Annotated in this window: 20 protein-coding genes; 12 read left to right on the top strand and 8 right to left on the bottom strand. The window is 46.5% G+C overall.

Annotated elements, in window-relative coordinates; genetic code table 11:
* The first annotated feature begins 28 nt into the window (after positions 1–28).
* The 6 genes from C7R93_RS08575 to C7R93_RS08550 all read left to right on the top strand — a co-directional run bounded on the left by C7R93_RS08575 (position 29) and on the right by C7R93_RS08550 (position 9,018).
* Complete coding sequence (locus C7R93_RS08575) at positions 29–2,377, top strand: hypothetical protein (protein WP_106838432.1); 2,349 nt, start codon at positions 29–31, stop codon at positions 2,375–2,377.
* Positions 2,374–3,651 carry a vWA domain-containing protein gene (locus C7R93_RS08570; protein WP_106838431.1) on the top strand — a complete coding sequence of 426 codons (1,278 nt, stop codon included), beginning with the start codon at positions 2,374–2,376 and terminating at the stop codon, positions 3,649–3,651. The genes C7R93_RS08575 and C7R93_RS08570 overlap by 4 nt, the downstream gene beginning before the upstream one ends.
* Positions 3,652–3,668: 17 nt before the next feature.
* Positions 3,669–4,304 carry a beta-mannanase gene (locus C7R93_RS08565; RefSeq protein WP_106838430.1) on the top strand — a complete coding sequence of 212 codons (636 nt, stop codon included), beginning with the start codon at positions 3,669–3,671 and terminating at the stop codon, positions 4,302–4,304.
* 13 nt (positions 4,305–4,317) lie between these two features.
* Entirely contained in the window at positions 4,318–5,583 is a 1,266-nt protein-coding gene (locus tag C7R93_RS08560; RefSeq protein ID WP_106838429.1) for a TRAFAC clade GTPase domain-containing protein, read from the top strand.
* Positions 5,583–8,081, top strand: a complete 2,499-nt coding sequence (locus tag C7R93_RS08555; RefSeq protein ID WP_106838428.1) for a GAP1-N2 domain-containing protein — start codon at positions 5,583–5,585, stop codon at positions 8,079–8,081. Before C7R93_RS08560 ends, C7R93_RS08555 begins: the two co-directional genes overlap by 1 nt.
* 202 nt (positions 8,082–8,283) lie before the next feature.
* Complete coding sequence (locus C7R93_RS08550; protein ID WP_106838427.1) at positions 8,284–9,018, top strand: MBL fold metallo-hydrolase; 735 nt, start codon at positions 8,284–8,286, stop codon at positions 9,016–9,018.
* A gap of 108 nt (positions 9,019–9,126) precedes the next feature.
* Here C7R93_RS08550 and C7R93_RS08545 read toward each other — a convergent pair whose 3' ends face one another.
* Positions 9,127–9,753, bottom strand: coding sequence for a cupin domain-containing protein (locus C7R93_RS08545; protein WP_106838426.1), 627 nt, complete (start codon positions 9,751–9,753; stop codon positions 9,127–9,129).
* Between the two features lie 129 nt (positions 9,754–9,882).
* On the opposite strand from C7R93_RS08545, the gene C7R93_RS08540 reads away from it, so the two are divergent.
* Positions 9,883–15,798, top strand: a complete 5,916-nt coding sequence (locus tag C7R93_RS08540; RefSeq protein ID WP_106838425.1) for an AAA family ATPase — start codon at positions 9,883–9,885, stop codon at positions 15,796–15,798.
* A 50-nt stretch (positions 15,799–15,848) separates the two neighbouring features.
* Here C7R93_RS08540 and C7R93_RS08535 read toward each other — a convergent pair whose 3' ends face one another.
* Together C7R93_RS08535 and C7R93_RS30580 are read right to left on the bottom strand one after the other, a co-directional pair.
* A complete protein-coding gene (locus tag C7R93_RS08535; RefSeq protein WP_106838424.1) occupies positions 15,849–16,205 on the bottom strand; it encodes a response regulator in 357 nt (118 codons plus the stop codon).
* A 241-nt stretch (positions 16,206–16,446) separates the two neighbouring features.
* A complete protein-coding gene (locus tag C7R93_RS30580) occupies positions 16,447–16,596 on the bottom strand; it encodes a hypothetical protein (RefSeq protein ID WP_244191479.1) in 150 nt (49 codons plus the stop codon).
* A gap of 200 nt (positions 16,597–16,796) precedes the next feature.
* On the opposite strand from C7R93_RS30580, the gene C7R93_RS08525 reads away from it, so the two are divergent.
* The 5 genes from C7R93_RS08525 (at position 16,797) to C7R93_RS08505 (ending at position 21,582) form a co-directional block, all read left to right on the top strand.
* On the top strand, positions 16,797–17,597 hold the full coding sequence (locus C7R93_RS08525; RefSeq protein WP_244191478.1) for a DUF4097 family beta strand repeat-containing protein: 801 nt from the start codon (positions 16,797–16,799) through the stop codon (positions 17,595–17,597).
* Between the two features lie 244 nt (positions 17,598–17,841).
* The gene (locus C7R93_RS08520) at positions 17,842–18,795 is read left to right on the top strand and encodes an ABC transporter permease (RefSeq protein WP_106838423.1); all 954 of its coding nucleotides are present in this window, start codon (positions 17,842–17,844) and stop codon (positions 18,793–18,795) included.
* Positions 18,792–19,733 carry an iron chelate uptake ABC transporter family permease subunit gene (locus C7R93_RS08515; RefSeq protein ID WP_106838422.1) on the top strand — a complete coding sequence of 314 codons (942 nt, stop codon included), beginning with the start codon at positions 18,792–18,794 and terminating at the stop codon, positions 19,731–19,733. Before C7R93_RS08520 ends, C7R93_RS08515 begins: the two co-directional genes overlap by 4 nt.
* Positions 19,730–20,488, top strand: coding sequence for an iron ABC transporter ATP-binding protein (locus tag C7R93_RS08510; protein WP_106838421.1), 759 nt, complete (start codon positions 19,730–19,732; stop codon positions 20,486–20,488). Before C7R93_RS08515 ends, C7R93_RS08510 begins: the two co-directional genes overlap by 4 nt.
* A 104-nt stretch (positions 20,489–20,592) precedes the next feature.
* Complete coding sequence (locus tag C7R93_RS08505; RefSeq protein ID WP_106838420.1) at positions 20,593–21,582, top strand: siderophore ABC transporter substrate-binding protein; 990 nt, start codon at positions 20,593–20,595, stop codon at positions 21,580–21,582.
* A gap of 68 nt (positions 21,583–21,650) precedes the next feature.
* On the opposite strand, the gene C7R93_RS08500 is transcribed toward C7R93_RS08505, so the two are convergent.
* From C7R93_RS08500 to C7R93_RS08480, 5 genes are all read right to left on the bottom strand, one after another.
* Positions 21,651–22,307, bottom strand: a complete 657-nt coding sequence (locus C7R93_RS08500; protein WP_106838419.1) for a DJ-1/PfpI family protein — start codon at positions 22,305–22,307, stop codon at positions 21,651–21,653.
* 231 nt (positions 22,308–22,538) lie between these two features.
* Entirely contained in the window at positions 22,539–23,402 is an 864-nt protein-coding gene (locus C7R93_RS08495) for an ABC transporter ATP-binding protein (protein ID WP_106838418.1), read from the bottom strand.
* 174 nt (positions 23,403–23,576) lie between these two features.
* On the bottom strand, positions 23,577–23,870 hold the full coding sequence (locus tag C7R93_RS08490; RefSeq protein WP_106838417.1) for a YxcD family protein: 294 nt from the start codon (positions 23,868–23,870) through the stop codon (positions 23,577–23,579).
* Positions 23,858–24,289 carry a hypothetical protein gene (locus C7R93_RS08485; protein ID WP_106838416.1) on the bottom strand — a complete coding sequence of 144 codons (432 nt, stop codon included), beginning with the start codon at positions 24,287–24,289 and terminating at the stop codon, positions 23,858–23,860. The genes C7R93_RS08490 and C7R93_RS08485 overlap by 13 nt, the downstream gene beginning before the upstream one ends.
* Before the next feature lie 965 nt (positions 24,290–25,254).
* The gene (locus C7R93_RS08480) at positions 25,255–26,130 is read right to left on the bottom strand and encodes a hypothetical protein (protein ID WP_106838415.1); all 876 of its coding nucleotides are present in this window, start codon (positions 26,128–26,130) and stop codon (positions 25,255–25,257) included.
* Between the last annotated feature and the right edge of the window lie 582 nt (positions 26,131–26,712).

The raw sequence follows: 26,712 nt of genomic DNA, 5'->3' as shown, positions 1-26,712 counted from the left end.
AGGATTGTTTGATAACCGAGGAGGAAGCATGCGGGATTTGATTGGAGAGTTCGCGACCCAATACGTTACGGAACTGGAAAGACAACTGGATAGCGGAAACGGACAGCGAAGCATTCAAAACCCCGTGCTCTTCCTGTTTCTCGGGGATAAGAGCGTGGAGGCACTGCAAGCTGTTCAGGCCCACAACGAACACAACTGGCAAAATGGGCACGGTGTTCTTTATGTCCATGCGTATCAGGACAAAACGTGGGAGCATCCGCAAGTAATCGGCTGCCGCTTGCCGCAGGCAGATGCCGACAAGAAAAAGATGCGTACATCGATCCACGAGCGTTTTTTACTCGATGAAGCTGTCACCATGGAATTGAACAAGGTGATGAAGCTGGCAAGCGTGCGGGTAGCGGAAATGGGCAAGTTATTCACTGCTTTTCAGCAAGTCAATATAGCGGTCGTGGCAAGGGCAGATGACCCTGCCACGATCCTTTTGCCAGAGCTGACGCTGCTACTCAAGGGCTACCTCAACGAGCTGTTTAAAAACGTATCAGTCGATCTGTACGTCCTGCTTCAGGAAAAGAACAACGGGGAAGCATTCGGATTCTCGACGGCGCTCTCGGTCAGCTTTTTGGAAGAGGTCACTCGCTATCAGCGGAGCGACTACAGCTATCGTGCCAATTTGCTAGTGACAGAGGACCTCGTCAAGCTGCCTGTGGAGCATGCACCTGCCCCGTTATTCTCATTGGCGTATTTATTGAGTGACAAGACCGAGCATGGCTTGTTTATCGAAGGCGGTATGCAGGAAAATTACGAGCTGATCAGCAAGCTGGTGCTTTTGAACAACAAAAAGGTAGAGTCAGAGTTCCATGAAAGCAACGAGGGCTATAACAAGCTGCAATTTATGCGCAGTATCACGGTCGATCACGGGCAGACCAAGTTTGCGTCGGCAGGTCTATCCAAAGTGAAGCGACCGACTCATGCGATTGCGTTGACGGTGCTATCCGCAGTATTTGACCGCTATTGGGAGCGACTCCAGGACGGCGAGGTGTTGCCGAAAACAAAAGCGAGAGAAAAGCTCGGATTGACTGCGCATGATTTGCAGCGAAAATTGGCTGGCATTCTCCCTGAGGATCACATCCTGGAAGAAATGACGGGGCTCATGACCTCTGGCATCAGCTACAGCGAGCTTTGCAGCATGAATATACGCGAAGCGGAGCTGGCTTTGTTTGATGGCAGCAGCCAAGCCTTTTTTGAGGCGAATGTCGTTTCTGGGGCGCGTAAACGTCTGGAGCACATGCTGTCTCAGGAGTCCTTGGCTGATACGATTCAGAAAGCAATCATCGAGGATGAACGGCTTGGGCTGTATGCGGCTTACTATCTCACAGCCGAACACGCCAATGGAGCAAACCTGCTGGATGAGCTGCGCACTGGAATTCGCGAGACATCTCGACAGGTTGAACAGATTAAAGCCGAGATGGTCGACCTCTACCAAGAGCGAGTGGATCGGCAGGACATTCGCGTAGGAGGGTTTTTCACACGGGATAAGGAGCGGGTGCGGACCTTCATTCGTCATTTGTTGGACGCTGTTTATGGGAAAAAGCTGGAGCTATTGGATTGGGAGATGATGCTCTCGATCCTTGTGAGCTATGAGAAACAGGCAGAGCAGATTCACCGGCAGTTAGGTGAGCAAGTCGAACAACTGGAAGCCTTGCATAAGCAGCTACGGGAAATCGCCCAGACGAGTGTTCGAGAAGCGACTGACTACTTGGGCAAAAACGTAGACGAATATTACGAATCTGTCGTCCATGAAACGATCCGGTCATTGGAAGCTTCACGCGGCAGTGATTTTTACATGGAGCAACGGTATATCGGCAGCGGTGCTCTGCTCAGCGGGAATCGACTCGCCGGACTCGTGGAGCGGCTTTGTCAGTTTTGTCGGAACGAGATTCTCACGCGTGCGCCATTTGCTTTATCTTTTGAGGCGGAGCTGCTTGCGCGTGCCAACGTCGGGGCTGCTTACGATAACCGAACCGTGCTGACGAAGGGGGATTTGTTCCTCGATCTGGCAATGGTTCTGGAAGAGCGGGCAGCGGTTCACATCGAAGTGTTCCATTTCTTGCAAAAGCATCGCTATGAGGAGAAGTACTTCTTTGCAGATATTCACAACGACTTCGTCCAGTATGCGCTACACAAGGATGAGAACACACGGACTTACAAGCTGGGCTGCATCCACGAGGAACAAAAAAGCGGGATAGAAAAAATGAACCTGATGGGTGGATTCGGCATGGAGGACTTAATGTTTTACCGCAATAACAAGAAATACCATGCTTCCTATGAGGACAGCGGGTTTGTCTTTCGCCGTGTGGAAGGAGATGAGACGTCATGAGTCAGAGAAGGGTAAGCTTGCTCATGTTAGTGTGTAGTCTGGTAGGTGGCGTGATCGGATTTTTGGTCGGGGAAGTCATGCTCGCCAAACTGTCCGGAGAAATACCGCAATGGTTGTTAATGGGACTTTATTTTGGTCAATATGCCTTTTTCGTAGGACTGATGTGCCTCATTGCGGAAATGATCTCGCCACGACTGAATGGAGATGGCTGGAAGCAGCGCTATCTGGGCTTTTCCTGGAAAATGCTCGTGCCCAGTACGTTTTTGATGGTGGGCGTAGTGGCGCTCTTGCTTCAACTGCTGTACGGGTCATCGTTCCAACAGGCCAGTGGAGCTAACAATATTGTCATGGTTCTGGATACGTCAGGCAGCATGCAGTCGTCTGACCCGGATAACCAATTGTTCAAGGCAGCTGCCGACATGGTGCAGCGCATGGACAGTGACATGAACATCGCGGTGGTTACGTTTCACGATCAAACGAATGTGCTGCAACCTCTCACCGAGCTGAGTAGCCAGTCTGTGAAGGATGAGATTGTGAAGAAGCTGCTCCAATATCCGCGAACGGATGGAGGCACCCGGATCGATCTGGCACTGCAAGCGGGACTGGACCAGATGCAGGCCAATCAAATGGCGAACAGTACGGTAGTGTTGATGTCAGACGGTTATAGTGATCTGGATGTTCCTGCCGCACTTGCACCCTATAGGCAAAACCAAGTGATTGTCCATACCGTGGGCATGAGTCAAATCGATGCAGACGGAACAGCGCTGCTTCAAAAGATCGCTACTGAGACTGGCGGCAGCTACTTTAATGTCGAACACGCTGATCAAATGACAGGAATCTTTGGTCAGATTTACGATATGAGCCGAACAGACCGCAATATCGTTTCCGAGCGGACAGGAGCGACAGAGGAAAGCATGTTTTACGCGATTACCCGTGTGGTCAGTGTGCTGATCATCGGTGCTTTGCTCGGCTTGGCTCTAGGTCTGATTTTTGACAATCGCCATCTGGCCAAGAGCTTCACGATTGGTGGGGCGGTATCTGGATTGTTAGCTGGACTTGTTTTGGAAATGGGGCTGTCGTCGATCGACTTGCTCGATATGGTTGTACGTTTGCTAGCGTGCTCCTTGCTCGCAGTTATCCTGACATTGTTCACTCTTTTTGTGCCAGCTTCCACGAGTGGCGGATCGTCTTTTGCAAAGCGCAGACTGAACTCGAGACAAAGCCCCCGTGCCTTGGACGCCGGGAACCAGAGCAGCAAACGGTTTGATCTGTAAAGGGAGCATGATGAATCATGATTAATCGGGAGGAAACAACAGAAACCTTCATCAAGGACGTCACCTGCCAGCATCAAGGGAGCGAATACGTGCTCAATTGGCATTGGGCGCAGGATATTCCGTGCGTGTACGTGCACAAGTCGCAGTTTGGCGCCCCTTTTGACGTAAACGAGCTGGATGATCGTCAGTTCAAGCTGTATACCCGAGAGGAATACAAGGTTCACAAAGGGCTGCGGGAAAAAACAGACGGCATCGGCAGGTACACATACCGCATCTTTCCTTGCCGATTGGAAAATGGCAAGCCGATCCTGCTCATGCCAGACGGGGATGCCTATGTGATCCATGTCAGTACCGGAAAAGCGAAAATCTACTACTCGTTCAAACGGGGCGGAAGCTGGTTCAGCAAACATCAATCGTTGCAGATTCGCATTTTTTCAGAGATTCCGATTGCTCGGGACGTACTCTGCTACGTAAAAAAAGAAGGCTCTCCTCCCGCCCACAAGGATGATGGTACCCGATACAATTTCATTCGCGATCTCGAGCCCGGTGTCAATCTGATGCCGGAGATCGAGGTCAGGAAAAAAGACGTCGTCCGCCTGTTTTTTACGGATGGGAAAAAATACGGAGAAATGTACGAACTGATTCCTGAATAGGAGGGGATGCGCCATGCTGTCGTTTTTGAAAAACATGTTTGAGAAGAAGCCGCAGGTCAAGGAACGGCTTCCTTTTTACGATATTGTCTGCCCGTACTGCTTCGCCAAATACGGGCCGGACGAGGTTGTCTTTCGTGCCACGCATCATCGTCAGGACGACGAAGACTACGCGTTGCAGGAGGATGAGATTCTCAATGCGTATCGGGATAAATTCGGACTGGATGCCATCGACGAGCTGGAAGCGGTGATCGATCCGGAATCCATCCCGTCGGAAAACCATTTGTACGTCGATAACGTGCTGGCAGGTGTGACAGACCGGTATGGCATGGTTTCCAAGCGAAGATTATGTCCGAAATGCCACAACGAGCTGCCGATTACAGCGGGCAAAGCGCCGAGCAATATTATTTCGATTGTCGGGGCGTCTCAAGTAGGTAAGTCCGTTTACATGACCTCGCTGATTCATACCTTGCAGAACACGACTGCGAATCACTTCGATGCAGCGTGTATGCCGCTCAATGCGCAGATTAGCCGCAAGTTCCGGGAGAACTACGAGGCACCCTTGTTTGAACGCGGACAGCTGCTTGATTCCACGCAAAAAGAAAAGCGTCAGGAGCCGTTCATCTTCCAGTTCATTTTCAAGGATAGCGACAAGGCACCGTTAATCCTGGTGTTTTTCGACGTAGCAGGCGAGGGCATGGTTGACCGCGAGTATTTGGAGCTGTATGCGGCGCATGTGAAAAACTCATCGGGCATCCTGTTTCTGGTCGATCCGTTGCAAATCAAGACGATTCGCGATCGGGTCATGCTGCAAGCAGGGGATGAACCAGGGGAATTCACCGCGAGATACGATGAGCCGCGCGAGGTCGTCATTACGCTGTTTGAGAACTTCATCGGCTATCAGGAGCAGAGCAAGACGCATATCCCGACTGCTGTCGTGTTGACGAAGAGCGACATGCTGCATCTGATCAAGGAAGACGACAGTGAATACATCAAATCGAACAGCAACGTTTTCCGCAATTTCGTCCATGAACAATATTTGAATACGACTGAATTTGAGAACATCGATGGGGAAATCCGCCGATTCATCGAAAAGGTGGACAGACCGTTTAAAGACGCGTTGGATGTTTACTTTACGAATACGGCCTATTTCGCTGTATCTGCGCTGGGGAGCAATCCAGTCAATCAAAGGGTGAGTGGTGTCGTGACGCCGATTCGCGTTGATGAACCGTTTATTTGGTTGATGCACCAGCTTGATTACATCGAGGGGAGGGAGCGGTAGTGAGCAACCGTCAGCCCATTTTGCAGCAGTACTACACCCGCGGGCGACAAGGGGTTTTCCGTTCGAACGAAGGATACGATACTGTCGCCAAAACGCCAGGGCTGGATAACCAATTCATTAAAAAGGCACTCCATCCGTTTTGCGTGTACGATGCGCCGCGACAGCTTCAAGAGCGAGCGGAAAGCAATCTGGCGCTCTTTCCCGAGGCGCTTGTCAGCTTCCAGGCCGAATCTGGGGAGATGGTCCTCGGCAGAAGTGTATTTGTCGGGGCAGACTTTACTGGGCAGCGCAATACGTTTTTCAGCCACAACTATGTCATTCCAGTAGAGCGCCGGGACGAGTTTATCAAGAATCCGAGGAAGATCTTCGGAGTGCGCTCTTTTGCAGATCGCCACGATGATGCAGTGGGCAAGGAGCTTCCTACAGTCGATGACATCCCTTCAGAAAAAGGCTTGTCGCAAGACCACAAACAGCTGCTTGGGCAATTGGGTGTCGATGAACGTCTATTCAAACAGCTCCTCTTTGCGGTGATGTCCTCGCTCGCAACGAAAAAGAAGGTATTCATCAGCCTGGATGTGGACGTCAGTGCTGCATCCAAGAGTGCTGCTCAATTGCTAGAGATTTTGTACAGTTGTCTGCCTTATGAGATGCGCAGACATTTTGGGTTTCTCACGTTTAGCAACGAGCCGCAGAGCAAGAAGCATATCCATGTCACGTTTGTGGAAAAAGGAAGCATACGGCCAGGCGGGGGACACAGCGACAAAGACTATTTGTTCGACTTTTCCCTTGGTCGCGTTCAGAACGTCGATTTGCAGGACGGAGGACACGAATACCTCGACTTTGCTTGGGAGTATGTGAATGAGCCACGGATTCTGGATGCATTCCACGAATTTTGTGAGGAAGTGCTGGCTGGAGCAGACCACGCACTGGCCTTGAACATTCGCACCTACTATGCGCTGTGTGCACTGTATTTAATTGAAAAGGGACGAACGTCCGTGTATGAGAACAAGCGGGCGGGCGTTTGGCAGGCGCTGAACAGCTATTTGGGGCACAGCAGCCTGACTCGCAAGAAACGGCTGATCGAGCTTCAGGAAATGCTGATGCGGATCGAGGTAGAGGCGCTTTCGTCCAAACAGCTGCCTGACGGCGAGACGATCAAGCAAATGATTGAATCGTACCGCGTCACGAGGCAGGAACGCCTGCAAATGGATTTGATTCGCTTCCTGATGGACGTGTTGATGAAGGCCAAGACCTCAAGACAGAGCAGCTATGTGGCAGAGGTGTACAAGCATTTGTCCAGCAACCGAGAGCTGTTTGGCTTCATGATGCGGACGATTTTCGGCTATCCACAGTTAGTGAAGCCACTCTTTGAGGATTATATGACCGAGCGGGTATCCGCTGTGACCAGTTTGGATCAGATGCTAAAGGAAATCCGGTTTTGGACAGAAACAGAACCGCAAGCCATGCGCAATGCCGTCTTTGTTTCTACCACGACGGAAAAAGTTCTGCGCTTATTTGCGCGTGAACGTCAAAAGCTCGCTGCCGCTATTACCATCCACCAGTTCTTTGAAAGCATCGATGGGGCACGCAGCTATGCTGATGAGCTGTTGGATGAGCTGGACAAATCCTTGATGAAGCTTGTCACGCTAGACACGCTATCCAAGGATGATTTCCAAGTTCTCATCGCCCTATTGGAGGAGAAGCCACAGAGCTTTTTCGGAACGCTGGATATGGAGAGTCGCAACAAGCAAGAGATGCTCATGAATCTGGCGAAGCTGCATGAAGAGAGAAGCACGCCACACCCAGCAGAATTCTTCCGGAAATGGGATCGGGAAGCGATTTCCGTGCAGCAAAGAATGATCCAGAATATGTTGAGTAAACCGCTCCAGGCTGACGAGTTCCCGCAGGTGCCGCTGGTCTTTTACCGGGAAGATCATTTTGGTCAAGAAGGCTTCCAGTTTGCAGAATTGCTGGAGTATGTTCAGCAAAATGGTGGGGAAGCCGTAACACTGTCCTTTATCCAATGGACGATGAGCCAGCGGATGTTTTTCGAAGGAAAGTACTTGCTACCTGCATACAGACAAGCGTTGAAGGCATTTTTCCTTGAGGAGAAAGGCAAGAGATTGCGGGATAAAGAATGGCGAAAACGGTGGTATGCGATCCGAAATGCTGATTTCCGCAAGCTTTTGGAGGAAGTACGCAGCGAAACAGCCAATCCGTTCGTGAAGCTGTTTCGGCACAAAGCTACGGTGATATCCAGCGTGGTTGTCTTGCTAGGTGCCGGAGCGTGGGGAGGCTATATGGTTTGGGGAGATACGAGTACGCACGTGCAGCCACCTGAAACGCAGCCTGAACCGATCCGCCCTCCTGCTGTGTTTGTGCCGGTTTATCGGTTGATGGTGGACGAGCCTGACATCCAACCTGTCCGTGGCATTCTTGGGGAGCGAAGCCAAGATGCAACCACGGGCGGTCAGCCTGTTCAGACAACGACACCTTAAGTTAATAAAACGTTAACGCGGTCTGTTCTGGTAGGAGCGACCGCGTATTTCGGGGGTCTTTGTTGTACAAGAAGATGCCTTAAAAATATATTGACAAATATTTTTATTTATGATATAATAAAATATTTTTCTGTTGAAACAACTCCTCGCTCCGTGATAAAAAAGTAGTTGTGCGATGAAATGGTGTGAGGAGGAATAGGAAATGAAAGCTAACACAGGTGTGAAAATGATTCCGTTGCAAGGAGAGGCATTTGGCAAGCCGATGGTGATCTATCCTACCTTGCTTTGGGATGATGATCGAGCGGTATTAGTAGATACCGGAATGCCTGGTTCATGGGAGACTATTCGTCAGGAGATGCTCCGTGCTGGCATACCACCTGAACGTTTACAAGCGATCATTTTGACACATCAGGACCTTGATCATATTGGCAGTCTTCCAGAAATCGTTCGTGAGCTTGGCGGACAGGTTGAAGTATACGCGCATGAGCTAGATCAGCCGTACATCGAAGGCACACGCCCTCTCCTCAAAACAAACGCCCAAAGCATGGCCCCAATACTTGCGATGTTGCCTGAAAAGGAACGCGAGCATTTGCAATGGCTTTGCGAAAATCCACCAAAGGCAATGGTGCACAAGACACTAGCCGATACAGAAATTCTGCCGTATTGTGGAGGAATTCGCATCATTCATACCCCTGGACATACGCCGGGGCATATCAGCCTATATGTACAAGATAGCAAGACATTGATAGCAGGCGATGCTATGGTGTATATGAACGAAGCATTACGAGGACCGATTCCGCAAACCACTCTCGATATGGAAATGGCAGTAAACTCATTGAAAAAGTTCGAGAACTTGGAAATTACTAGTATCATTTGTTATCATGGAGGCATGTGCCAAAATAACGTGGAAGAGCAGCTTCACGCTCTGATAAGGTGAAGTGGTACATTATCTTACACGTAAAACATCGTGTCCAGATTGGAATGTGTGGATATAAGAAGCGTGGAGGACACCAAGCTGGAGTAATCCCTATGGTGTCTTTCTCTTTTATCCTTGCAACGTCTTTTGCGTTGTTTGCTCGATTCCGGTATGGGAGATTGGTGCAGTTGGAGAGGATTTGTAGTATTTTTCCAGGGATTTATCTGAGTCTGTCCAACGAGCGAGCATAGCGAACACATCGAACATGCCTTTTTGCAGGAAGCGCGGAATGATTGGGAGGTAAAACTGCCCCATCTGAAAGATCGTTCCCAAGAGGAGAATATTTTTCGGGATATTTTGCTTGAGGATCGGCAAATAAAAACTACGCCCGTCTGTATCGAGCCCGTATCCGCAACGGACAAACGCTTCAAAAGTACCAGCCGGACGGATTTCGACATCAAAGCTGACAAATTCGTTAGAGGGGTTGTGGAACCCATGAACCTTGTCTGTCGGAATGGTTAGCTTCTCTCCCGGCTTCAGGTTTACTTTTTTTCCATCAATCGTTACCTCTAAATTTCCAATTACACCTTCAAAGGTTTCGACAAGTTTTGTATGATAGTGTAGAAAAATCCCGTTATCCGGTGGAAGATCGGTACGGAATAACAAATATTCACCATTCGTTTCTTCTGTTGTCTTCAAAAAGGTAACTACTTCTTTATTGTGCGGGTTACTTACACTTCGACTTAAATTTGACAAAACTATACCTCCTTGAAAAATAGTATAAAGAGATTATATTAAGACAGAATATAGATTAAATATAGATTATTTGTTCCGGGGCAACAATTAAAAAGATAGGATGTTCTACCTAAAGATGGAGTGGATAGTATGAGCGGCATGATCGTGGTTCCAGGTTATAGGGTGGCAGAGTTTCTTTCCACTCATTCAAAAATGGGAATTTATCGGGGTTACAGGAATAACGACAATCTCCCTGTCTTATTCAAAGTACCGATGGAAGGACCTTCCCATAAGGAATCTCTGTGGAAACTGAAGCATGAATATCGCATTCTTCAATCATTGGAATCCAATGCAGTGGAAACGATCATCGAACTCGTTAATCACAACCGTGAGACGGTAATGATTACGGGAGATTTCGGGGGAGTGCCGCTCTCCTTGCTTATGAAAATGAAAGGACTGTCACTGAAGGAGATGCTCTTCATTGCGGTCCGAATGGCTTCCTGCTTAAAGGAAATCCATCAGCACGGAATCATTCATAAGGATATAAATCCCGATCATATTCTGGTTCATCCTGAAACCTATGAGGTAAAGCTTGTTAGCTTTGGGTTGGCGTCTAAATGCCACCAAGAATACCAAAGCGTGATCAATCCAAAAGAATGGAAGGGGAATCTTCGCTACGTCTCGCCGGAGCAGACGGGGAGAATGAATCGCACGGTCGATTACCGCTCCGACATTTATTCTTTTGGTGTCACGATCTACGAGTTGTTGACTGGAAAGCTGCCCTTTTTAACTTCGGACATGCTTGAGCTCATACATGCTCATATGGCGAGAAAGCCGCTCGCTCCCTCCAGTGTAAAACCATCCGTTCCAGAGATTCTATCGGACATTGTGATGAAGTGTCTGTCAAAAAATACAGAGGATCGCTACTTTAGCATGGCTGGCTTACAGGCAGACCTACAGCGCTGCTACGACCAGCTTGAACAAAACGGTTTGATTACGCTTTTTCCGCTTGCTTTAGAAGACCGTGCTGATCACTTGCGGATTCCGGAGAGACTCTATGGACGTGAGCAGGAAATCCAGATGCTCATCGATACTTTTGATCAAGTTACGAACGGCGCTACGAGGATGGTTCTCCTCAGTGGCTCTGCAGGCGTTGGTAAATCTGCTCTCGTGCTGGAAGCGCAAAAAGCGTTTTTGAGAGGCCGGGGACGTTTTGTTTCAGGAAAGTTCGACCAATATAATCAAGCCGTACCGTATTCGGCTATCATTCAAATCTTTCAGGATTTGATCAAGCAGCTCTTGGTAGGCCACGAACGCGAGTTGCTCGCTTGGCGAGAGATGATACTCGACGCCATGCAAGGACTTGGTCAAGTGATCGTGGATGTCATTCCACAGCTTGAGGCAGTGATCGACAAACAGCCTGCCGTACCTGAGCTGCCTGCAGCAGAAGCAAAAAATCGCTTTCAATGGGTGATGCAACGCTTTATTCGAATTTGGGCGCGACCAGACCATCCACTCGTCTTGTTCCTGGATGATTTGCAGTGGGCGGATTCTTCCTCGCTTTTCCTGATTCGAGAGTTGGTTGCGGATATGCAGATCAGTCATTTTCTGTTGATTGGCGCTTATCGTGAGCATGATGGCAGTACGATGAATCCGTTGATTGCCATTTTGACAGAGACGGGCATCAAGAGCCGCATTCTGCGCCAATTCACGTTATTGCCGCTCCGAGAATCTGAATTCAACGCGTTGTTAGCAGATACGTTGCATAGTGATCCGGACATGACGAGGTCGCTGGCTACGAGTATTATGCAGAAAACAGCTGGGAATCCGTTTTATGTAAGAGAATTCATTAAGACGCTGTATGATCGGAACTTATTGTCGTATGTGAGAGAAGAGCGGAACTGGCAATGGGATTTGGCAGAAATCGAAAAGTTGGGTACAACAGAAAATGTGGCCGATTTTCTCGTGGAAAAAGTGAGAAGATTGCCTGATTCCACACAGCAGCAGCTCGTTTATGCTGCTTGTCTGGGTAACTCGTTTATGCTTCATTTGATAGCCAGGTCACGTAATCAAACGGAGTCAGAAGCTATTCAGCATATATGGCCTGCGATTGAGGAAGGTCTCATCTATCCAATTGAAGGAGCCGAATATCTGACATACGCTGCGCTCGTGGAAGAAGAAGTGGCGTCTCAGATGAAGATTCGTTTCCGCTTTGTGCATGATCGAATTCAACAGGCGGCTTACTCCTTGTTAGCAGAGAAGGAGCTCGGACAGATTCACGTCAAGCTGGGCAGGATGATGTGGGACATGTCCCAAGGGAGCGAATCTAGCTACCTGTTCGAAATTTGCGATCATATGTATCGGGGCAAGGATATATTGGAGGATCATGCGGAGCGCGTTCATGTAGCGCACTGTCATTTGCTCGCCGGTCAAAAAGCGAAATCCTCTGCGGCATTTGAGTCAGCCTTGCAGTACTTCCAACGCGGTCTCGAGCTGGTCGGGGAGGAGGGCTGGCAGCGCAATCATGATCTGACCATGGAGCTGTGTGCGTTGTCTGCGGAGACGACTTATCTCTGCAACCAATTGGATGAGGCAAAACAATTGTTTGAACGCGGAATGCAGCATGCCAAAACAGACAGAGAACGAGTACGAATTTTGGAAATGGAAATTCGCATGTATACGCGACTGGCTGAATTTCCGCGTGTCATGGAGATCGCAAGCGAAGCCTTGGGGCTATTGGGCGTACCGATTCCGAAAAAGCCTGGCAAGTTCGATATCATTAAGGAACTGTTTTACATCAAACGCCACCTCAAAGGCCGAAAAATAGATGAGTTGTTGTATTTGCCGGATGTTCCCGATGAGAATTATCAGATGGCGATGAGCATCATCAGCTACGCCGGGCCATCTGCTTACTATGTCAATCTCAATTGGTTTGCTTTAACGATTTTGCGTGCCCTTCATTTGTCGCTTGTGCACGGAAACGCGGTCGCCTCGGCGAACGGTTATACCGGTTACGGGATCGTTCAAGCTGGTCAATTCGGAAAATATCGAGAGGCTTACGAATTTGGACAATTGGCTTGCCGTGTAGCAGACAGCTTCGCTGATCCGATCGCCATGACGAAGGCGTATGGCGCGTTTGCTCTATTGATCAATCACTGGTGCGAGCATGCGCGGACGAATATTCCTCTCCTGAAAAAAGCGATTCAGCTCGGCTTGGACGGTGGCGGCAATATTTATGCTGCCTACAATGCCCATGGGCTTTTGGAGGCCATGCTCTATTGCGGTGTGCCAGTGGAAGAATTGGAGCAGCAAATCGAAGAATACAGCGATATGATTCAACAAATCAAGGTCGTCGATCACGATGATCGGCTCCTGTTATTGCGCCAAGCGCTGCATGCTTTTACACGCTGGACAGACGATGAACGAACGGCGTTTTGCCGTGATGGATTCGACGAAGTGGCATATGTAAGTAACCTGCAAAAAGAAGGTAACAGCTACAAGCGGTATATGTACTATTACTACAAATCGATGGTTCATCTCATGTACGGGAACCATATGGAGGCTGCCGAGCTACTGGCTGAAGCTGAGCAATGGATGGAATCAGTCAGTGGACAAGTTCTAGTCAGTCAGCATGTTTTTATGCAGACATTGGCATTGACGGGGCTCTATGAGAATGCCAGTCGACAGGAAAAATCGAAGTATGGGAAAAAAATCAAAGCCAATATCAACAAGATGAAGGCATGGGCAAAGGAATGCCCGGAAAATTTTCAGCACAAGTGGTTGCTGATGCATGCTGAGTGGCTGCGTGTCACAGAGAACAAACAAGAAGCAGATCCTTTTTATGAGCAGGCGGTTCAACTCGCCAAGAAGGATGTTTTCTTGCAAAACGAGGCGCTGGCAAATGAATTGGCCGCCAAGCATTACTTGGCGCTGGGACTCGAAACGATTGCGAAAGTATACATGACCGAGGCGCACGAGGTTTATATGCTTTGGGGAGCGGTCGCCAAGGCACGAGAGATTGGGGAACGGTACCCTTATCTTTTGCAACGGGCAAGGAGCTTGGGGGCTTCTGCCGAGATTGCCACGACTGACCAGACAGCAGATCTCGTCGATTTGATGAGTGTCATCAAGGCGTCGCAAACGATTGCCAGCGAGCTCCGCCTGGAAATGCTGTTGGCGACGATGCTGCGCACGGTGATGAGCAATGCAGGTGCGGAGAAAGGAATCCTCCTGCTGAAAAAAGAGGGAGACTGGCTCATCGAAGCGGCAGGCTCTGTCGATTTGGACGTGGAGATTATGCAGTCCGTCCCGTATGAGCATAGCGGGATGCTCTCTGTCGCTGTCGTGAATTACACTATCCGTACAGAAGAGATGCTGGTGCTCCACAACGCTTCGGTTGAAGGCGTCTTTTTCCGCGATACGTACATCGCGAAGCACACGCCGAAATCGATTCTATGTTCCCCGCTATGGCAGCAAGGAAAAATGATCGGTGTCATTTATTTGGAGAACAACGAGACGACACATGTGTTCAACGAAAAACGCTCAGAGCCGCTCAGACTGATCTTCTCGCAAATTGCGATCTTTATTGAAAATGCGAGACTGTATCATCAACTGGAGCAATGGAATCAATCGTTGGAAAAGATCGTGACAGAGCGTACCAATGAGATCCAGGCCCTTTTGCAGGCGAATAAAAATCTGTTAAACAATGCGGGACAAGGCTTCCTCTCTTTTTCCAAAAACCTGCTGGTCCATTCAGAATACAGTCGGGAATGTCTACGGATTTTTGGCAGAGAACTGGCTGGGTTATCGGTTGCAGAGCTGCTGTACCCAGATCGTCCAGAGGACAGCGTGTTTATTGAATCCCTTTTGGAAAAGTACTTTGAAGCAAAAGACCAAGGGCAAAAAGAGCTGTATCTCAGTCTATTTCCTACGGAAATTCAGATCAATCAAATGCCGTTGAAGCTTGCATGTAAGCCGATTTATGAAGATCGGCGAGATTCGCCAGAGGGCTTGATGCTGATTTTGACCGATATGAGTGAGCAGCGGGCGCTCGAATCGAAAATGCAGCGAGAATGGCAAAGGCTGAATATGGTCGTAACTGTAGCGATTAGTCGCTCACTCTTCCAAAAGGTACTGCGAGCTTTTGACGCTTTCTTTGAGGAAGGGTGGAAACTGGTCCTCGGAGAAGAGATTGCGGAATCCGAGAAATTATTCAAATTGGTCGCTCAGATTCATCAGTTTAAAGGTGACTTCAGCCAATTACATTTGATTCATACGCCGCAAAAGCTGCATGATTTGGAGTCGTGGTTGATTCAATGGGCAAAGTCTGAAGAACGCCTGTCCGAAGAGGATGTGCGCGCCCAGCAGTCATTTGCTGAGGTTCAAGCTGTGATGCAACAAGATTTGTCCATCATGCAGCACAAGCTCGGGATCGGGTTCCTGGATCATAACGAGCATATGTACACCATTGCAAAAGAGCGATGGGAGAGCTTCGAGCATGAGATCACCAGTCTGGTACAGGGGGAAGCTCAGCAGGAGCTGCTCCACCGCATCCGCAAACTTCGCTATCGTCCTATGAAGGACATGTTGTCCCAGTATGAAGACTATGTAAGTGAGCTCGCCATCCGTCTGAATAAGACCATCGATCCAGTTGAATGGGATGCAGAAGAAGTACTGGTCGATCCGGAGCGATTCGAGAATTTTGCGAGGAGTCTGGTTCACGTATTCAACAATGCGATCGATCATGGAATGGAAGAAGAGCAAGAACGATTGGCGTGCGGAAAAGAACGCAGTGGCAAGATTCAATGCCGTATTTGGCAAGAGGATACCTTCCTGTGCGTCACGATTCGTGATGATGGACGGGGCGGAGATATGGAAAAGCTAAAGCTGGCGTTAGCTGAGCATGTCACGGTACAAGAGCATGCAAGTCTCGTATCGGGTAGAGGAATTGGCTTGTCCATTGTCCAACAAGAGGTTGAACAGTTGGGAGGAACCCTTCAGGTTCATGCCCAAAAAGGAGAAGGCACCCGTTTTACCTTCCGAATTCCGCTGGAAGAACTTCGCTAGACTCATAGAAAAACTGAGGCGACAGTGCCTCAGTTTTTTTGTTGGATCGACTACAGAGAATTCGAAATGGAAGCCAAAAGTCGTTCTTCATCGATCGGTTTTAAAATATAATGGCGCGCTCCAGCGTTGATCGCTTCAAAAACGAGCGGCCTTAGTCCGTTGGTGCTAACCATAATGATGTTGGCGTCGGGGAAGGTGCCGATGATTTTTTTGACGGTATCTATGCCATTCATTCCTGGCATATTAATATCCATCGTCACCACGTCGGGGAGGTGGGCCGTATACTTTTGATAGGCGTCCAATCCATTCGTTGCTTCTGCAATGACTTGATGGCCCGCCCGTTCCAAAATGATTTTCATGTAATCTCGTACTACAAGGGAGTCGTCTGCTATCAGTATACGAGCCATAAAACCTCCTGTTTGAGCCGGTTAGTTATTCTTAGTAAGTGAGTAGTCTACTTTTACCATAACATTGAAAAGAAAAATGTCGCAATCATTTGATCATAAAAAATCATGGGCGAGCATACGAAAAAACAAACGAATTCCAGCCCGTAATGAAACTGGAGTCGTTTGTTTTGTTTTCCAGAAGAGTAATGCATGTGGGTTAGCAAAAGCAATCTGGTTTGTCAGGAGAATCACGATAACTTACTCACCAATCACCGAGAAAAAGCCTTTCCTGGAGGGTTTCGCGGCGAATAGCAGCTATTCGGCCTCGTCCTAACTGAAGCCATCCGGCTTCCGGAACAAGGGAAAAGCACGGAGAAGCATCCGTCACAAGTTGAATTCGATTCAAGTCCATTGTTTTATCCTCCGCGGCGGTTCGATTGGGGAAATATTCTTACTTGCAGTGTAGGGAAAAGACGCGATCTCTACAATGGAATATCCGTCTGCAGACTGACCAAAGAACAACGCTGTAGCCTGATTTCTCTTATACACTGTTTTTGCTACGATACATATAGAACTTATTTTGTAAAAATAACCAGTATCGAGGGGAAACAGATGAAACAGATGAAACAGATGAAACAGATGAAACAGATGAAACAGATGAAACAATGGATAGGAGTAGGGTTAATCGCTGTGGGAATCAGCTTGGCCGGATGCACGATCAGCAATAACGTGATCAAGGTGGAAGAAGAAAAGAGACAGCTTGAATTACCTGCGGAGTCCATCGAGGCGTTGAATATTTTTACAGATTCAGGCGATTTGATCGTCAAAGGTGATGAAAAAGCAACCGTGATTCATGTAGAGGCTGATATCCAATCGAAAAATGTCAAACCCGAAGACATCATCATTACACTCGAGAAGGATGGGAATAACGCAACACTACGATCCGAAATGAACACGGATATTGGTTTTAACTATGTGGATATAACGCTAACGGTAACAGTTCCTGCCCAGCTGCCGATAGCTCTTACCGATGGATCAGGAGATATTGACATGACGAATTTGACAGGAAAGATCACGATTGAGGATGACTCCGGTGATATTCGATTGACGAATACGAACGGAGAGGTAGAGATTCGTGACCAGTCCGGTGACATCCTGATCAAGGACGCGTCCGCCCTCAAGCTGATCGAGGACGATTCAGGTGATATCTTCATGGAAAATACGGGTGGAAATGTAGAGATTCACGATCAATCCGGCGATATGGTTATTCGGAATCATAAGGGTGACGTGAAGATATCGGACCAAAGTGGCGACATGGTCATTGATACTGTCGAAGGAAATGTGCTAATTGAGAATGACGGGGGCGGAGAGCGAGCCGTTCAAAACATAAAAGGCTCGTACACATCCAAATAAATCAGGACCGTCAGGGTTTTTGCCCTGGCGGTTTTCTTGTTCTTGTCGGTATTTTGACAGGTTGAGGAAAAAATTAGCCGACTAATGAAAAAAAGCTTTCCCTTCCGATAAAGAAGTGCTAATATAGCTAAGGTAGTTCTAATTGAGAATGAATCTCTTTATTAATGAAAATTATTCTCTTTCGGAAATACTCGAGTCAATACGGAACATTACTCCAGGAAAATGTAAGAAGAGTAGGGACGCGATGAAAAAGAGATATTTGGTTGTAGCACTTATTTTGCTCTCGTTCGTTTCACTTTTTATTGGTGTGAAAGATATATCTCCGTTGGAACTGTTCAATCTCACAGATGACAAAGTGCAAGTGCTATGGATTAGCAGGATTCCGCGTTTGATCAGCATTATCATCGCAGGGATCAGCATGAGTATCGCCGGATTGATCATGCAACAGCTGACCCGAAACAAGTTCGTTTCTCCGACGACAGCAGGGACAGAGGACTCCGTTCGATTCGGAATATTGGTTTCACTTTTGGTGTTCGCTGATGCGAGCTCTTGGGTGAGGCTGCTCGTTGCTTTCGCGTTTGCTCTACTTGGAACCTTTGTCTTTATGAAGATTCTCGAAAGAATCAAATTTAAAGACTCTATTTTCATCCCGTTAGTGGGACTGATGTTTGGAAACATCGTCGGATCTATCACGACGTTTTTCGCTTATAAGCATGACCTGATGCAAAACATGTCGGCTTGGTTGCATGGTGATTTCTCCACCATTATGAAAGGCAGCTACGAGCTTTTGTACATAAGCATTCCGCTGGTGATTATCGCTTACTTGTATGCGAACAAGTTCACCATTGCCGGAATGGGAGAAGAGTTTGCCATCAACCTCGGGTTGAACTACAAGCATGTCGTCAACATTGGACTGGTCATCGTCGCTTGTGTGACTTCGGTAGTTATTCTCACGGTAGGGACGATCCCGTTTTTGGGGCTGATCATTCCTAACCTGGTTACAATCTACCTGGGGGATAACCTGAAAAAAAGCTTATCTCATACCGCTTTGCTTGGCGCGGTGTTTGTACTTGCTTGTGATATCCTGGGACGCCTCATTATCTTCCCATACGAGATTTCCATCGGCTTGATGGTTGGGGTAATAGGCAGCGGGATGTTCGTGTACTTACTCATGAGAAGAAAGGCATATGAACAATGAAAGCGAAGATAGGCGCTCTGTCGCTTGTGGCCATTGCTTTAATAGCCATTTTTATGATGATTGACGCCGGTGGCAACTGGGACTACGTCCTTCCTCGGCGGGCTAAGAAAATTCTTGCCATCATTTTAACCGGTTGCATCATCGCCTTCTCTACGATGATCTTCCAGACAATAACGAACAACCGAATCTTGACGCCCAGCATCATCGGCCTCGATTCGCTCTATATGTTCATCCAAACGTTTGTGATCTTTGTTTTTGGCTCCACCCATTTCACCTTGATGAACAACAACGTGAACTTTCTGATCTCGACAGGTGGGATGGTGCTTTTCGCAGGCTTGCTCTACAAATTCCTGTTTAAGAGGGAAGGACAAAACATTTACTTCCTGCTCCTTATCGGATTGATTTTGGGCACATTGTTCAGTAGCTTGTCCACGTTCATGCAAGTATTGATTGATCCGAATGAGTTTTTGGTTGTGCAAGACCGAATGTTCGCCAGCTTCAACAATGTCAAAACAGACCTGTTGATCACGAGCTTTGTTCTAGTCATCGGAATCATGATTTACTTCTGGCGATACATCAAGTACTTGGATGTGTTATCACTCGGTCGGGATCAGGCGATCAATTTGGGGATTCCGTACGATTTCGTCATCAAGCGGTTCCTCATCGTCATTGCCATTCTCGTATCGATCGCGACAGCACTCGTTGGACCGATTACTTTTCTTGGACTGCTGGTAGCGAATCTCGCCCATCAGTTTATGAAAACCTATCAGCATAAATATTTGCTGGTGGGCTCGGCTTTAATCAGTGTGATTGCACTGGTTGGCGGTTTGTTGATTGTGGAGCGTGTACTTGCGTTCTCCACAACGCTCAGTGTCATTGTCAACTTTATTGGTGGGGTTTACTTCATCTATCTTCTGTTAAAGGAGAATAAAGCGTGATAGAAGTCCGGAATGTCACAAAACAGTATGGTAGCAAAAATGTCGTAGAAAATGTCTCTGTGAAGATTGCCAAGGGGAAAATCACGTCTTTTATCGGACCCAATGGGGCCGGAAAGAGTACCCTTTTGTCGATGATTAGTCGCCTATTGACCAAGGATCAGGGCGAGGTTTTCATTGAGGGCCAAGAGATTGGACAGGCAAAGAGCAGTGAGCTGGCAAAGAAAATCTCGATTCTCAAACAATCGAACCACATTACGGTACGGTTGACGATTCGTGAGCTGGTTAGCTTTGGACGCTTCCCTTATTCACAAGGCAATCTGACAAAAGAGGATTGGAAGTATGTAGACGAAGCGATCCAATATTTGGAGCTTACGGACATTCAACACAAGTACCTCGACCAGTTGAGTGGCGGTCAGCGTCAACGCGCTTACATCGCGATGGTTGTCGCTCAAAATACGGAATACGTCCTCTTGGATGAGCCGCTCAACAATTTGGATATGAAGCATTCCGTCCAGATCATGAAAGTACTGCGACGTCTGGTAGACGAAATGGGCAAAACGGTTGTCATTGTCATTCACGATATCAACTTCGCTTCCGTCTATTCGGATTATATCGTCGCTCTCAAGGACGGCAAGGTCGTGAAGGAAGGCACTACAGACGAGATCATCACACGACCGATCCTAAAAGATGTCTATGACATGGATATCCATATCGAAGACATTGACGAGAATAAAATTTGCGTCTATTTCGCGTAAGATCCAACTTCCTATCGTTAAAATTTTGATGGCCTGCCGGAGGTTTCATCAGCAAGCTATCAATAATTTTATATACTTTTACATTCTATATAGAGGTGAGAGAAGTGAACAAAAAATTACTCATGCTGTTTATGGCAGTACTGTTGGCTGTATTCACAGCTGCATGCGGCTCCAATAATGCCGCTCCTGCAACACCTGCAGCGGACGCAAACAAAGCACCTGAAGCTGCACAAACATCCGAAGAAGTTACGATCAAGCATAAATTGGGTGAAGCAAAACTGAAAAAGAATCCAAAAACCGTTGTAGCATTTGACTACGGTGTTCTGGATTCCTTGGACAAATTGGGTATCGAAGTAGCGGGTGTTGCACAGTCTTCCAACATTCCTGCGTACCTGGAAAAGTTCAAAGATGCGAAGTACACAAACGTTGGTGGTTTGAAAGAGCCAGACTTTGAAAAAATCAATGCAATGAAACCAGATGTTATCTTCATCTCTGGTCGTCAATCAGACGCATATGAAGAACTGAACAAAATTGCTCCAACCATCTTCATGGGTGTAGACAATGCGAAGTACATGGAATCCTTCAAAGAGAACATGAAAACATTGGGTACCATCTTCGGTAAAGAAGCACAAGTAGAAGAAGAGCTGGGCAAAATCGATGCAGCTATCAAGGAATTGAATGCAAAAGCAACTGCAAGCGGCAAGAATGCGCTGATCGTTATGGTTAACGAAGGCAAGCTGAACGCTTACGGCGCGGGCTCCCGTTTTGGTATCCTGCACGGTGAATTCGGATTTACGCCTGTAGATACAAACATTTCCGTAGAAAACCATGGTCAAAGCGTTTCCTTTGAATATATCGCAGAAAAAAATCCAGACTATCTGTTCGTAATTGATCGTGGCAACGCGGTTTCCAAGAACAAAGAAGTGTCTACTTCTACAAAGGAAACTGTAGAAAACGACCTGATTAAGAACACGAAAGCATTCAAAACTGGCAACATCATTTACCTCGATTCTGCTAACTGGTACCTGTCTGGTGGCGGATTGGTTTCCACCGCTGGCATGGCAGAAGAAGTTCTGAAAGAAGTTAAGTGGTAAGAGGCTAGAAAAGAAAGTGGCGACAGCCGAGGGGAGTAAGACATTCCCCAGGCTGTCGCCTTTTTCATTTATACTTCGGGCTCTCGTTTTGCAAACTCCTGTAACATCCCTCTGATTTGTTCTACCAATAAAGTAGGTGCTTTCTTTGGTGAACCCGAGTCAAACGGAGGCTGGGGATCGTATTCCAAAATAAGCTGGACTCCTTTACTCATATCGTCTCCCAATTCCCATGCAACTAATTGGAGTGCCATGTCGATACCAGAGGAGACACCGGCTGCTGTCACGATTTTGCCCTGACGAACGACTCTTTCCTCTGTTGGAGTAGTTCCAAGCGATTGGAGCAGATCGAAGGAGCCCCAATGAGTTGTGGCTACGGCTCCTTGCAACAAGCCTGCGGCGCTCAAGATCAGAGAGCCATTGCAAACCGATGTAGTCCATTTCGTCGTTTCATGGATTTGGCGAATCCACTGGAGAGTTTCTTCGTCATTCATTGGGGTTTTATAATTGGGCGGACTGCAGCCTGGAACAACAAGAATATCAGCGGAAGTAACTTCCGAAAAACTGTAATCGGCATGCAAATAACCCATATTGGAGTCAAGCTTGATTAATCCTTTTTTCTTAGCGACAAACTTTACTTCACATTTCAGTGTAGCAGCGAATACATCGTACGGACCAATTGCATCTAATGCGGTGATGCCATCGAAAAGCATGATTGCAACCTTCATGATGATCTCTCCTTTGAAATGGGATATAGTACTTGCAAACAAATAGTAACATACATATACGGGGTATATGTATTGCGGAGTTGTGACTAACTGCTAGGATTTTTCTAGGCTCGTGTAACGAGGAGAGATAAACAGTAGAGATAGCAAAAAACCGGTTACACCTTGAAATGAGGTGAGAACCGGTTTTTTTGTATACTTTGTGATCCACCTTTTGCTAGCGGAAACGAACAATTATCTGGCTCCAACCAGCTTGCGCTCTTCCGAGTAAACAGGTTGGGTAGTGTTTTCGTTTGATTGCTTTTGCTCCGCAGCATGAGACAGCTCATAAGGGAGGCAGAGCGGTACGCCTGAGCGAGGATCAGTCAGGATGTCTGCTTCGATGTTGAACACCTTACGCAGCATATCAGGCGTCATAACCTCAGCAGGTGATCCCTCAGCGACGACGGTACCTCGAGAGATCGCAACCATGTGCTGCGCATAACGGGTCGCGTGGTTCAAATCGTGGACGACCATGACGATCGTACGATTTTCTTCGTCATTCAGCTTTTGCAGAAGCTTGAGTACTTCTAGCTGGTGAGCCATATCCAAGAAGGTCGTAGGCTCATCGAGGAACAAGATGTCGGTTCCTTGTGCCAGAGCCATCGCAATCCAGGCGCGTTGGCGCTGACCGCCGGACAGCTGGTCAACAGGACGATCGTGGAAATCAGCCATGCCGGTCATGGAGATGGCCCAGTTTACGATTTCCTTGTCTTCCTTGCTCAAAGAGCCGAAGCCTTTTTGATGGGGGAAGCGGCCGTAGGTAACGAGCTCAGACACAGTCAAGCCATCGGGTGCGGTTGGGTTTTGCGGCAAAATCGCCAACTGCTTGGCGACTTCCTTGGTCGATTGCTGATGGATCGATTTTCCATCCAAAAATACTTGTCCACCTGTTGGTTTCATAATCCGCGCGAGGGTTTTGAGGATCGTCGATTTACCAGAACCATTTGCACCGACCAGGGCAGTGATTTTTCCAGAAGGAATGCTGATATTCAAGTCTTTGACAATGGAAAGCTCACCGTATCCGATGTCCAGCTTTTGTGTGTATAAGCGCTCCACAATGGGCCAACTCCTTTTTAAAAGTATGTACCTGTATAAGTAAATGTAGTAATGATAATCATTTTCACTAAGTTAAAGTATATAACGGAATGAGGTCAAATTCAATATGTAAAAAGCCAACCTGCTCACATGCGTGAACAAATTGGCCTTGGGTTAAGAAACGATGATCCAGTGTTAGTAGGTGATATGAGCGATGATACCCTGTTCGTCGTCCAATACCAGCTCGATACCGGCGGAATAAGGGTTGCGCTGCATCTGGGTCTCCAGGTAGTAGCGAATCGCTTCAATCATATTAATCTCGATGAAGACTTGTTGGCGATCCACCCAGTGCACTTCAGCAGAAAAGCCGTATTCTTCGTCCCACATCAGTTCGACGGAGATGTCTTGTGGCTTCACCTGCTTTTTGTAGGCTGCGTGAATGCAGATCGCGTTAATGATATCTTGTTCGGAGAACGTTATCTTTTCCATGCGTTCAGTTCCTGTTCCTTCTCACGCTTGTTTTTAAAGTAGACGATCACTTTGCGGATCAGGATAATCACAGCGAGGATCGCCATCAAATTGATCATGAAGCCAAGGATGGAGCCCAGGATACCCATGTCAGAGAACAGCGTGCCAAACAGCAAACCAGCCAGACCACCAATCATGAGACCTTTCATGAAACCGCCGCTTTTGCTTGCTGTAGCAGCAGGAGTTGTTGTACCTTTATTTGTTGTCGCATTTACATTTGAATCGGCTTTGTTAGGTGTTTGCGTATTCGTAGGAGCCGTATTAGAGTTAAAAGATTTTTTCCCGGACTTATAGCCTTTCGCGTCGGCATGATCAATGAATCCTCCAGCCGGAGCGAGTACGAGCATTACGGCAACCAACATCATGATGAGTTTTTTCATGTGATTTGAGTAGCCCCTCTCATTAAAATGACTTGTATATATAAGTCTACATGAATATTGGACGAAATTCCAACGAACTTTCGGTGACGAACTCTGTAAATATCTACAAAAAAGCTTTTGAGGAGCAACGTCCGGGGAAATTATTTCTGTAAATTAACATTTTTGTTAAAAAATGATCAAATGCAGGCGTGGATGGGAAACATAGAAAATCACGTTTCTGTCTCTTCCTGAGATCTCCAGAACCAGGTGGATATGTAGATCAATGGTTCCATAGTACTTCGTATACCTAGTCATTGTTCAAAACTAAGATAGCGGATAGAGTTACTGTGCTAGTAGTAACTACAGAAAGCCATTGACATAGCAAGTAGCATGTCAATGGCTTCTCTATGTTAACCTCTTACTCTCCAAAAGAGTCTCCAAGAACATGAAAATACATTTTGCAGTTGATTCTTATATTTGTATAGCTTAAATAGTAGTAATTCTATATTTATATTCTCTTAAACAAGTGATACAGTCTTGTTCGTTTTCAGGTTGATTTACAAAAATTGCTTCATTTCATACAAAATAGCATTTTATTTCCTGAGCCAATACTCATCAAGAATTAAGGGTAACCCCTTGCTACGCAATCCCTTGACGCTCCTTGGCTAAGCGAAAATTTTGCTAATAGGTGTGCAATTGATGATTTGTTTTCATTCTGCGAGGTGGGTAAAACTAATATGTTTAGCAAGTGGTCAACACTTTTGTGAGCCTTCACACATTCTTACTTTTTGCCTTTTTTTTTGTATAAGAGAATCCAAAATTGAGTCACAATAAGTGATAGATTAATATATTCAAAATATGGGCGAAGAAATACGAACACAAATGCTTCAAACAATAAAGTTAATACTACAATAGAAATATACGGTGCCATTTTTGTGTATCTCCTTTATAAAAGAGGCCCCAAGTTGGAGAGCCTCTTTTAATTTTCACCACTTTATAGTTGTTATTGCGTACTCTGTCGATATTGTATTCCCGGGCTCGACTGAAAGTCCAGCTGGAAATACAGTAAAAGCCGGCGTAAAACTAGCTTGCGAGTGACCATAGACTGTTTTTACGTTAGTTTTTCCTGAATCATTTTCGTCAAAATATACATACTGTTCCATCCCTCCATAAAAATCAAGAGCTGTCACAGTCCCTGGTAAGTCAATTTCATGTCCTACACCTGCGTTAGGTTCCGCTGCGTCCGGTCTTCTAGTCTTAGAATACCGAATTTCCTTGTCCCTTGGATATGCTTTTTCAAGTATATAATCATTGGCATAGAATTGGTCAACATCGTCATCTGAATCTGTAGGTATATACCATCCTGTACTTTCAGGCCACCCTAAAGAGATAGCATCTGTCCATCGATTGTTTGGTGTATCGTTCCAGTTGTATGATGCAACAATCAGGAGTTTTTTTTCACCTGTTATGTCACTATCTACTTCCCATGCTTCAACATCTAAGTCCATGTCAAGTGAGCCTGTTGAACGAGTTGTTACCTCGCCTTTTTTAAACTCTAAGAACTCAACTATTTCACCAGTATCTGGATCTTCACTCAATTCTCCTTGTTCAACTAACTCACTATCCAATTTTTTTAGCTTTTTTGTTTTACTTAATAGCTTTAAAGTACTTTCAGAGAGTAATGTTATTTGTGCATCTGAGAAATCAGCATCATGCAATTTTTCTAGCAAATTATCGCTGATATTTTCGCTACTTTTGTTTGTAACCTTCGATTCAATAGCCAACGTAGGGTTAGCGAATGCTAGAGAGACTAAAAAAGCTGACATCACAAGAGAAAATTGTTTTTTCATTGTTAGATTCATCAACTAATTCTCCTTTTAGAATAGTAAATGTAATTTTTTTGTTGTTTCGGGGGTTATAATCATTGTGCAGACACAATTACATAATATTACCAAATAAGTAAACAATCAACATTTTGTTTTCGAACAACTTTAAAATATCCAAATACCACCTTTTTAAAATTTCCCTGCATTAACCACCAAATTAATCTTCCAGGAGACATAAGTTAATAGAGTAGGATAAAGGATATCGTTACATTGCTTGAGAGCAGAAGAGAAGAGTATTCATGAAATTTGCTTGTCAAACGTATCTCGAATTACCATTTGACGAAATCTTTGGAGTAAAATTCAACCTCGAAAAATTGAACTTGTAAGGTTTTCACATCCTGGCAGCAATCCGCTAGTTTTTAAAAAAAGATACAAATGCTAATATCCGGATTGATAAGGATTTTGTTGGAGGATGAAAAAGCGGAGGGAAAATATGGATGCTTCATTCTTACTACCATCGGTGATGTCATAAAAAAATCAGGAACAAGCTAACCTTACTATTAGACAACTTGCAAATTTGTCAGGAGTATATAAGGGGATTATTTTAAAAATTCAATT

Origin of the sequence: Brevibacillus fortis, from assembly GCF_003013395.1 — a bacterium.
In the GTDB taxonomy this organism is placed as follows: Bacteria; Bacillota; Bacilli; order Brevibacillales; family Brevibacillaceae; genus Brevibacillus; species Brevibacillus fortis.
This window is presented reverse-complemented; position numbering and strand designations above follow the sequence as displayed.

Bases quoted from the DNA above. Each gene is read 5' to 3' on its own strand.
- C7R93_RS08535 (WP_106838424.1), bottom strand. From the start codon at position 16,205: ATGGCTCGTATACTGATAGCAGACGACTCCCTTGTAGTACGAGATTAC.
- C7R93_RS08540 (WP_106838425.1), top strand. From the start codon at position 9,883: ATGAGCGGCATGATCGTGGTTCCAGGTTATAGGGTGGCAGAGTTTCTT.
- C7R93_RS08570 (WP_106838431.1), top strand. From the start codon at position 2,374: ATGAGTCAGAGAAGGGTAAGCTTGCTCATGTTAGTGTGTAGTCTGGTA.
- C7R93_RS30580 (WP_244191479.1), bottom strand. From the start codon at position 16,596: ATGGACTTGAATCGAATTCAACTTGTGACGGATGCTTCTCCGTGCTTT.
- C7R93_RS08490 (WP_106838417.1), bottom strand. From the start codon at position 23,870: ATGGAAAAGATAACGTTCTCCGAACAAGATATCATTAACGCGATCTGC.
- C7R93_RS08500 (WP_106838419.1), bottom strand. From the start codon at position 22,307: ATGAAGGTTGCAATCATGCTTTTCGATGGCATCACCGCATTAGATGCA.
- C7R93_RS08515 (WP_106838422.1), top strand. From the start codon at position 18,792: ATGAAAGCGAAGATAGGCGCTCTGTCGCTTGTGGCCATTGCTTTAATA.
- C7R93_RS08520 (WP_106838423.1), top strand. From the start codon at position 17,842: ATGAAAAAGAGATATTTGGTTGTAGCACTTATTTTGCTCTCGTTCGTT.
- C7R93_RS08525 (WP_244191478.1), top strand. From the start codon at position 16,797: ATGAAACAGATGAAACAGATGAAACAGATGAAACAGATGAAACAGATG.
- C7R93_RS08550 (WP_106838427.1), top strand. From the start codon at position 8,284: ATGAAAGCTAACACAGGTGTGAAAATGATTCCGTTGCAAGGAGAGGCA.
- C7R93_RS08560 (WP_106838429.1), top strand. From the start codon at position 4,318: ATGCTGTCGTTTTTGAAAAACATGTTTGAGAAGAAGCCGCAGGTCAAG.
- C7R93_RS08480 (WP_106838415.1), bottom strand. From the start codon at position 26,130: ATGAATCTAACAATGAAAAAACAATTTTCTCTTGTGATGTCAGCTTTT.
- C7R93_RS08575 (WP_106838432.1), top strand. From the start codon at position 29: ATGCGGGATTTGATTGGAGAGTTCGCGACCCAATACGTTACGGAACTG.
- C7R93_RS08485 (WP_106838416.1), bottom strand. From the start codon at position 24,289: ATGAAAAAACTCATCATGATGTTGGTTGCCGTAATGCTCGTACTCGCT.
- C7R93_RS08565 (WP_106838430.1), top strand. From the start codon at position 3,669: ATGATTAATCGGGAGGAAACAACAGAAACCTTCATCAAGGACGTCACC.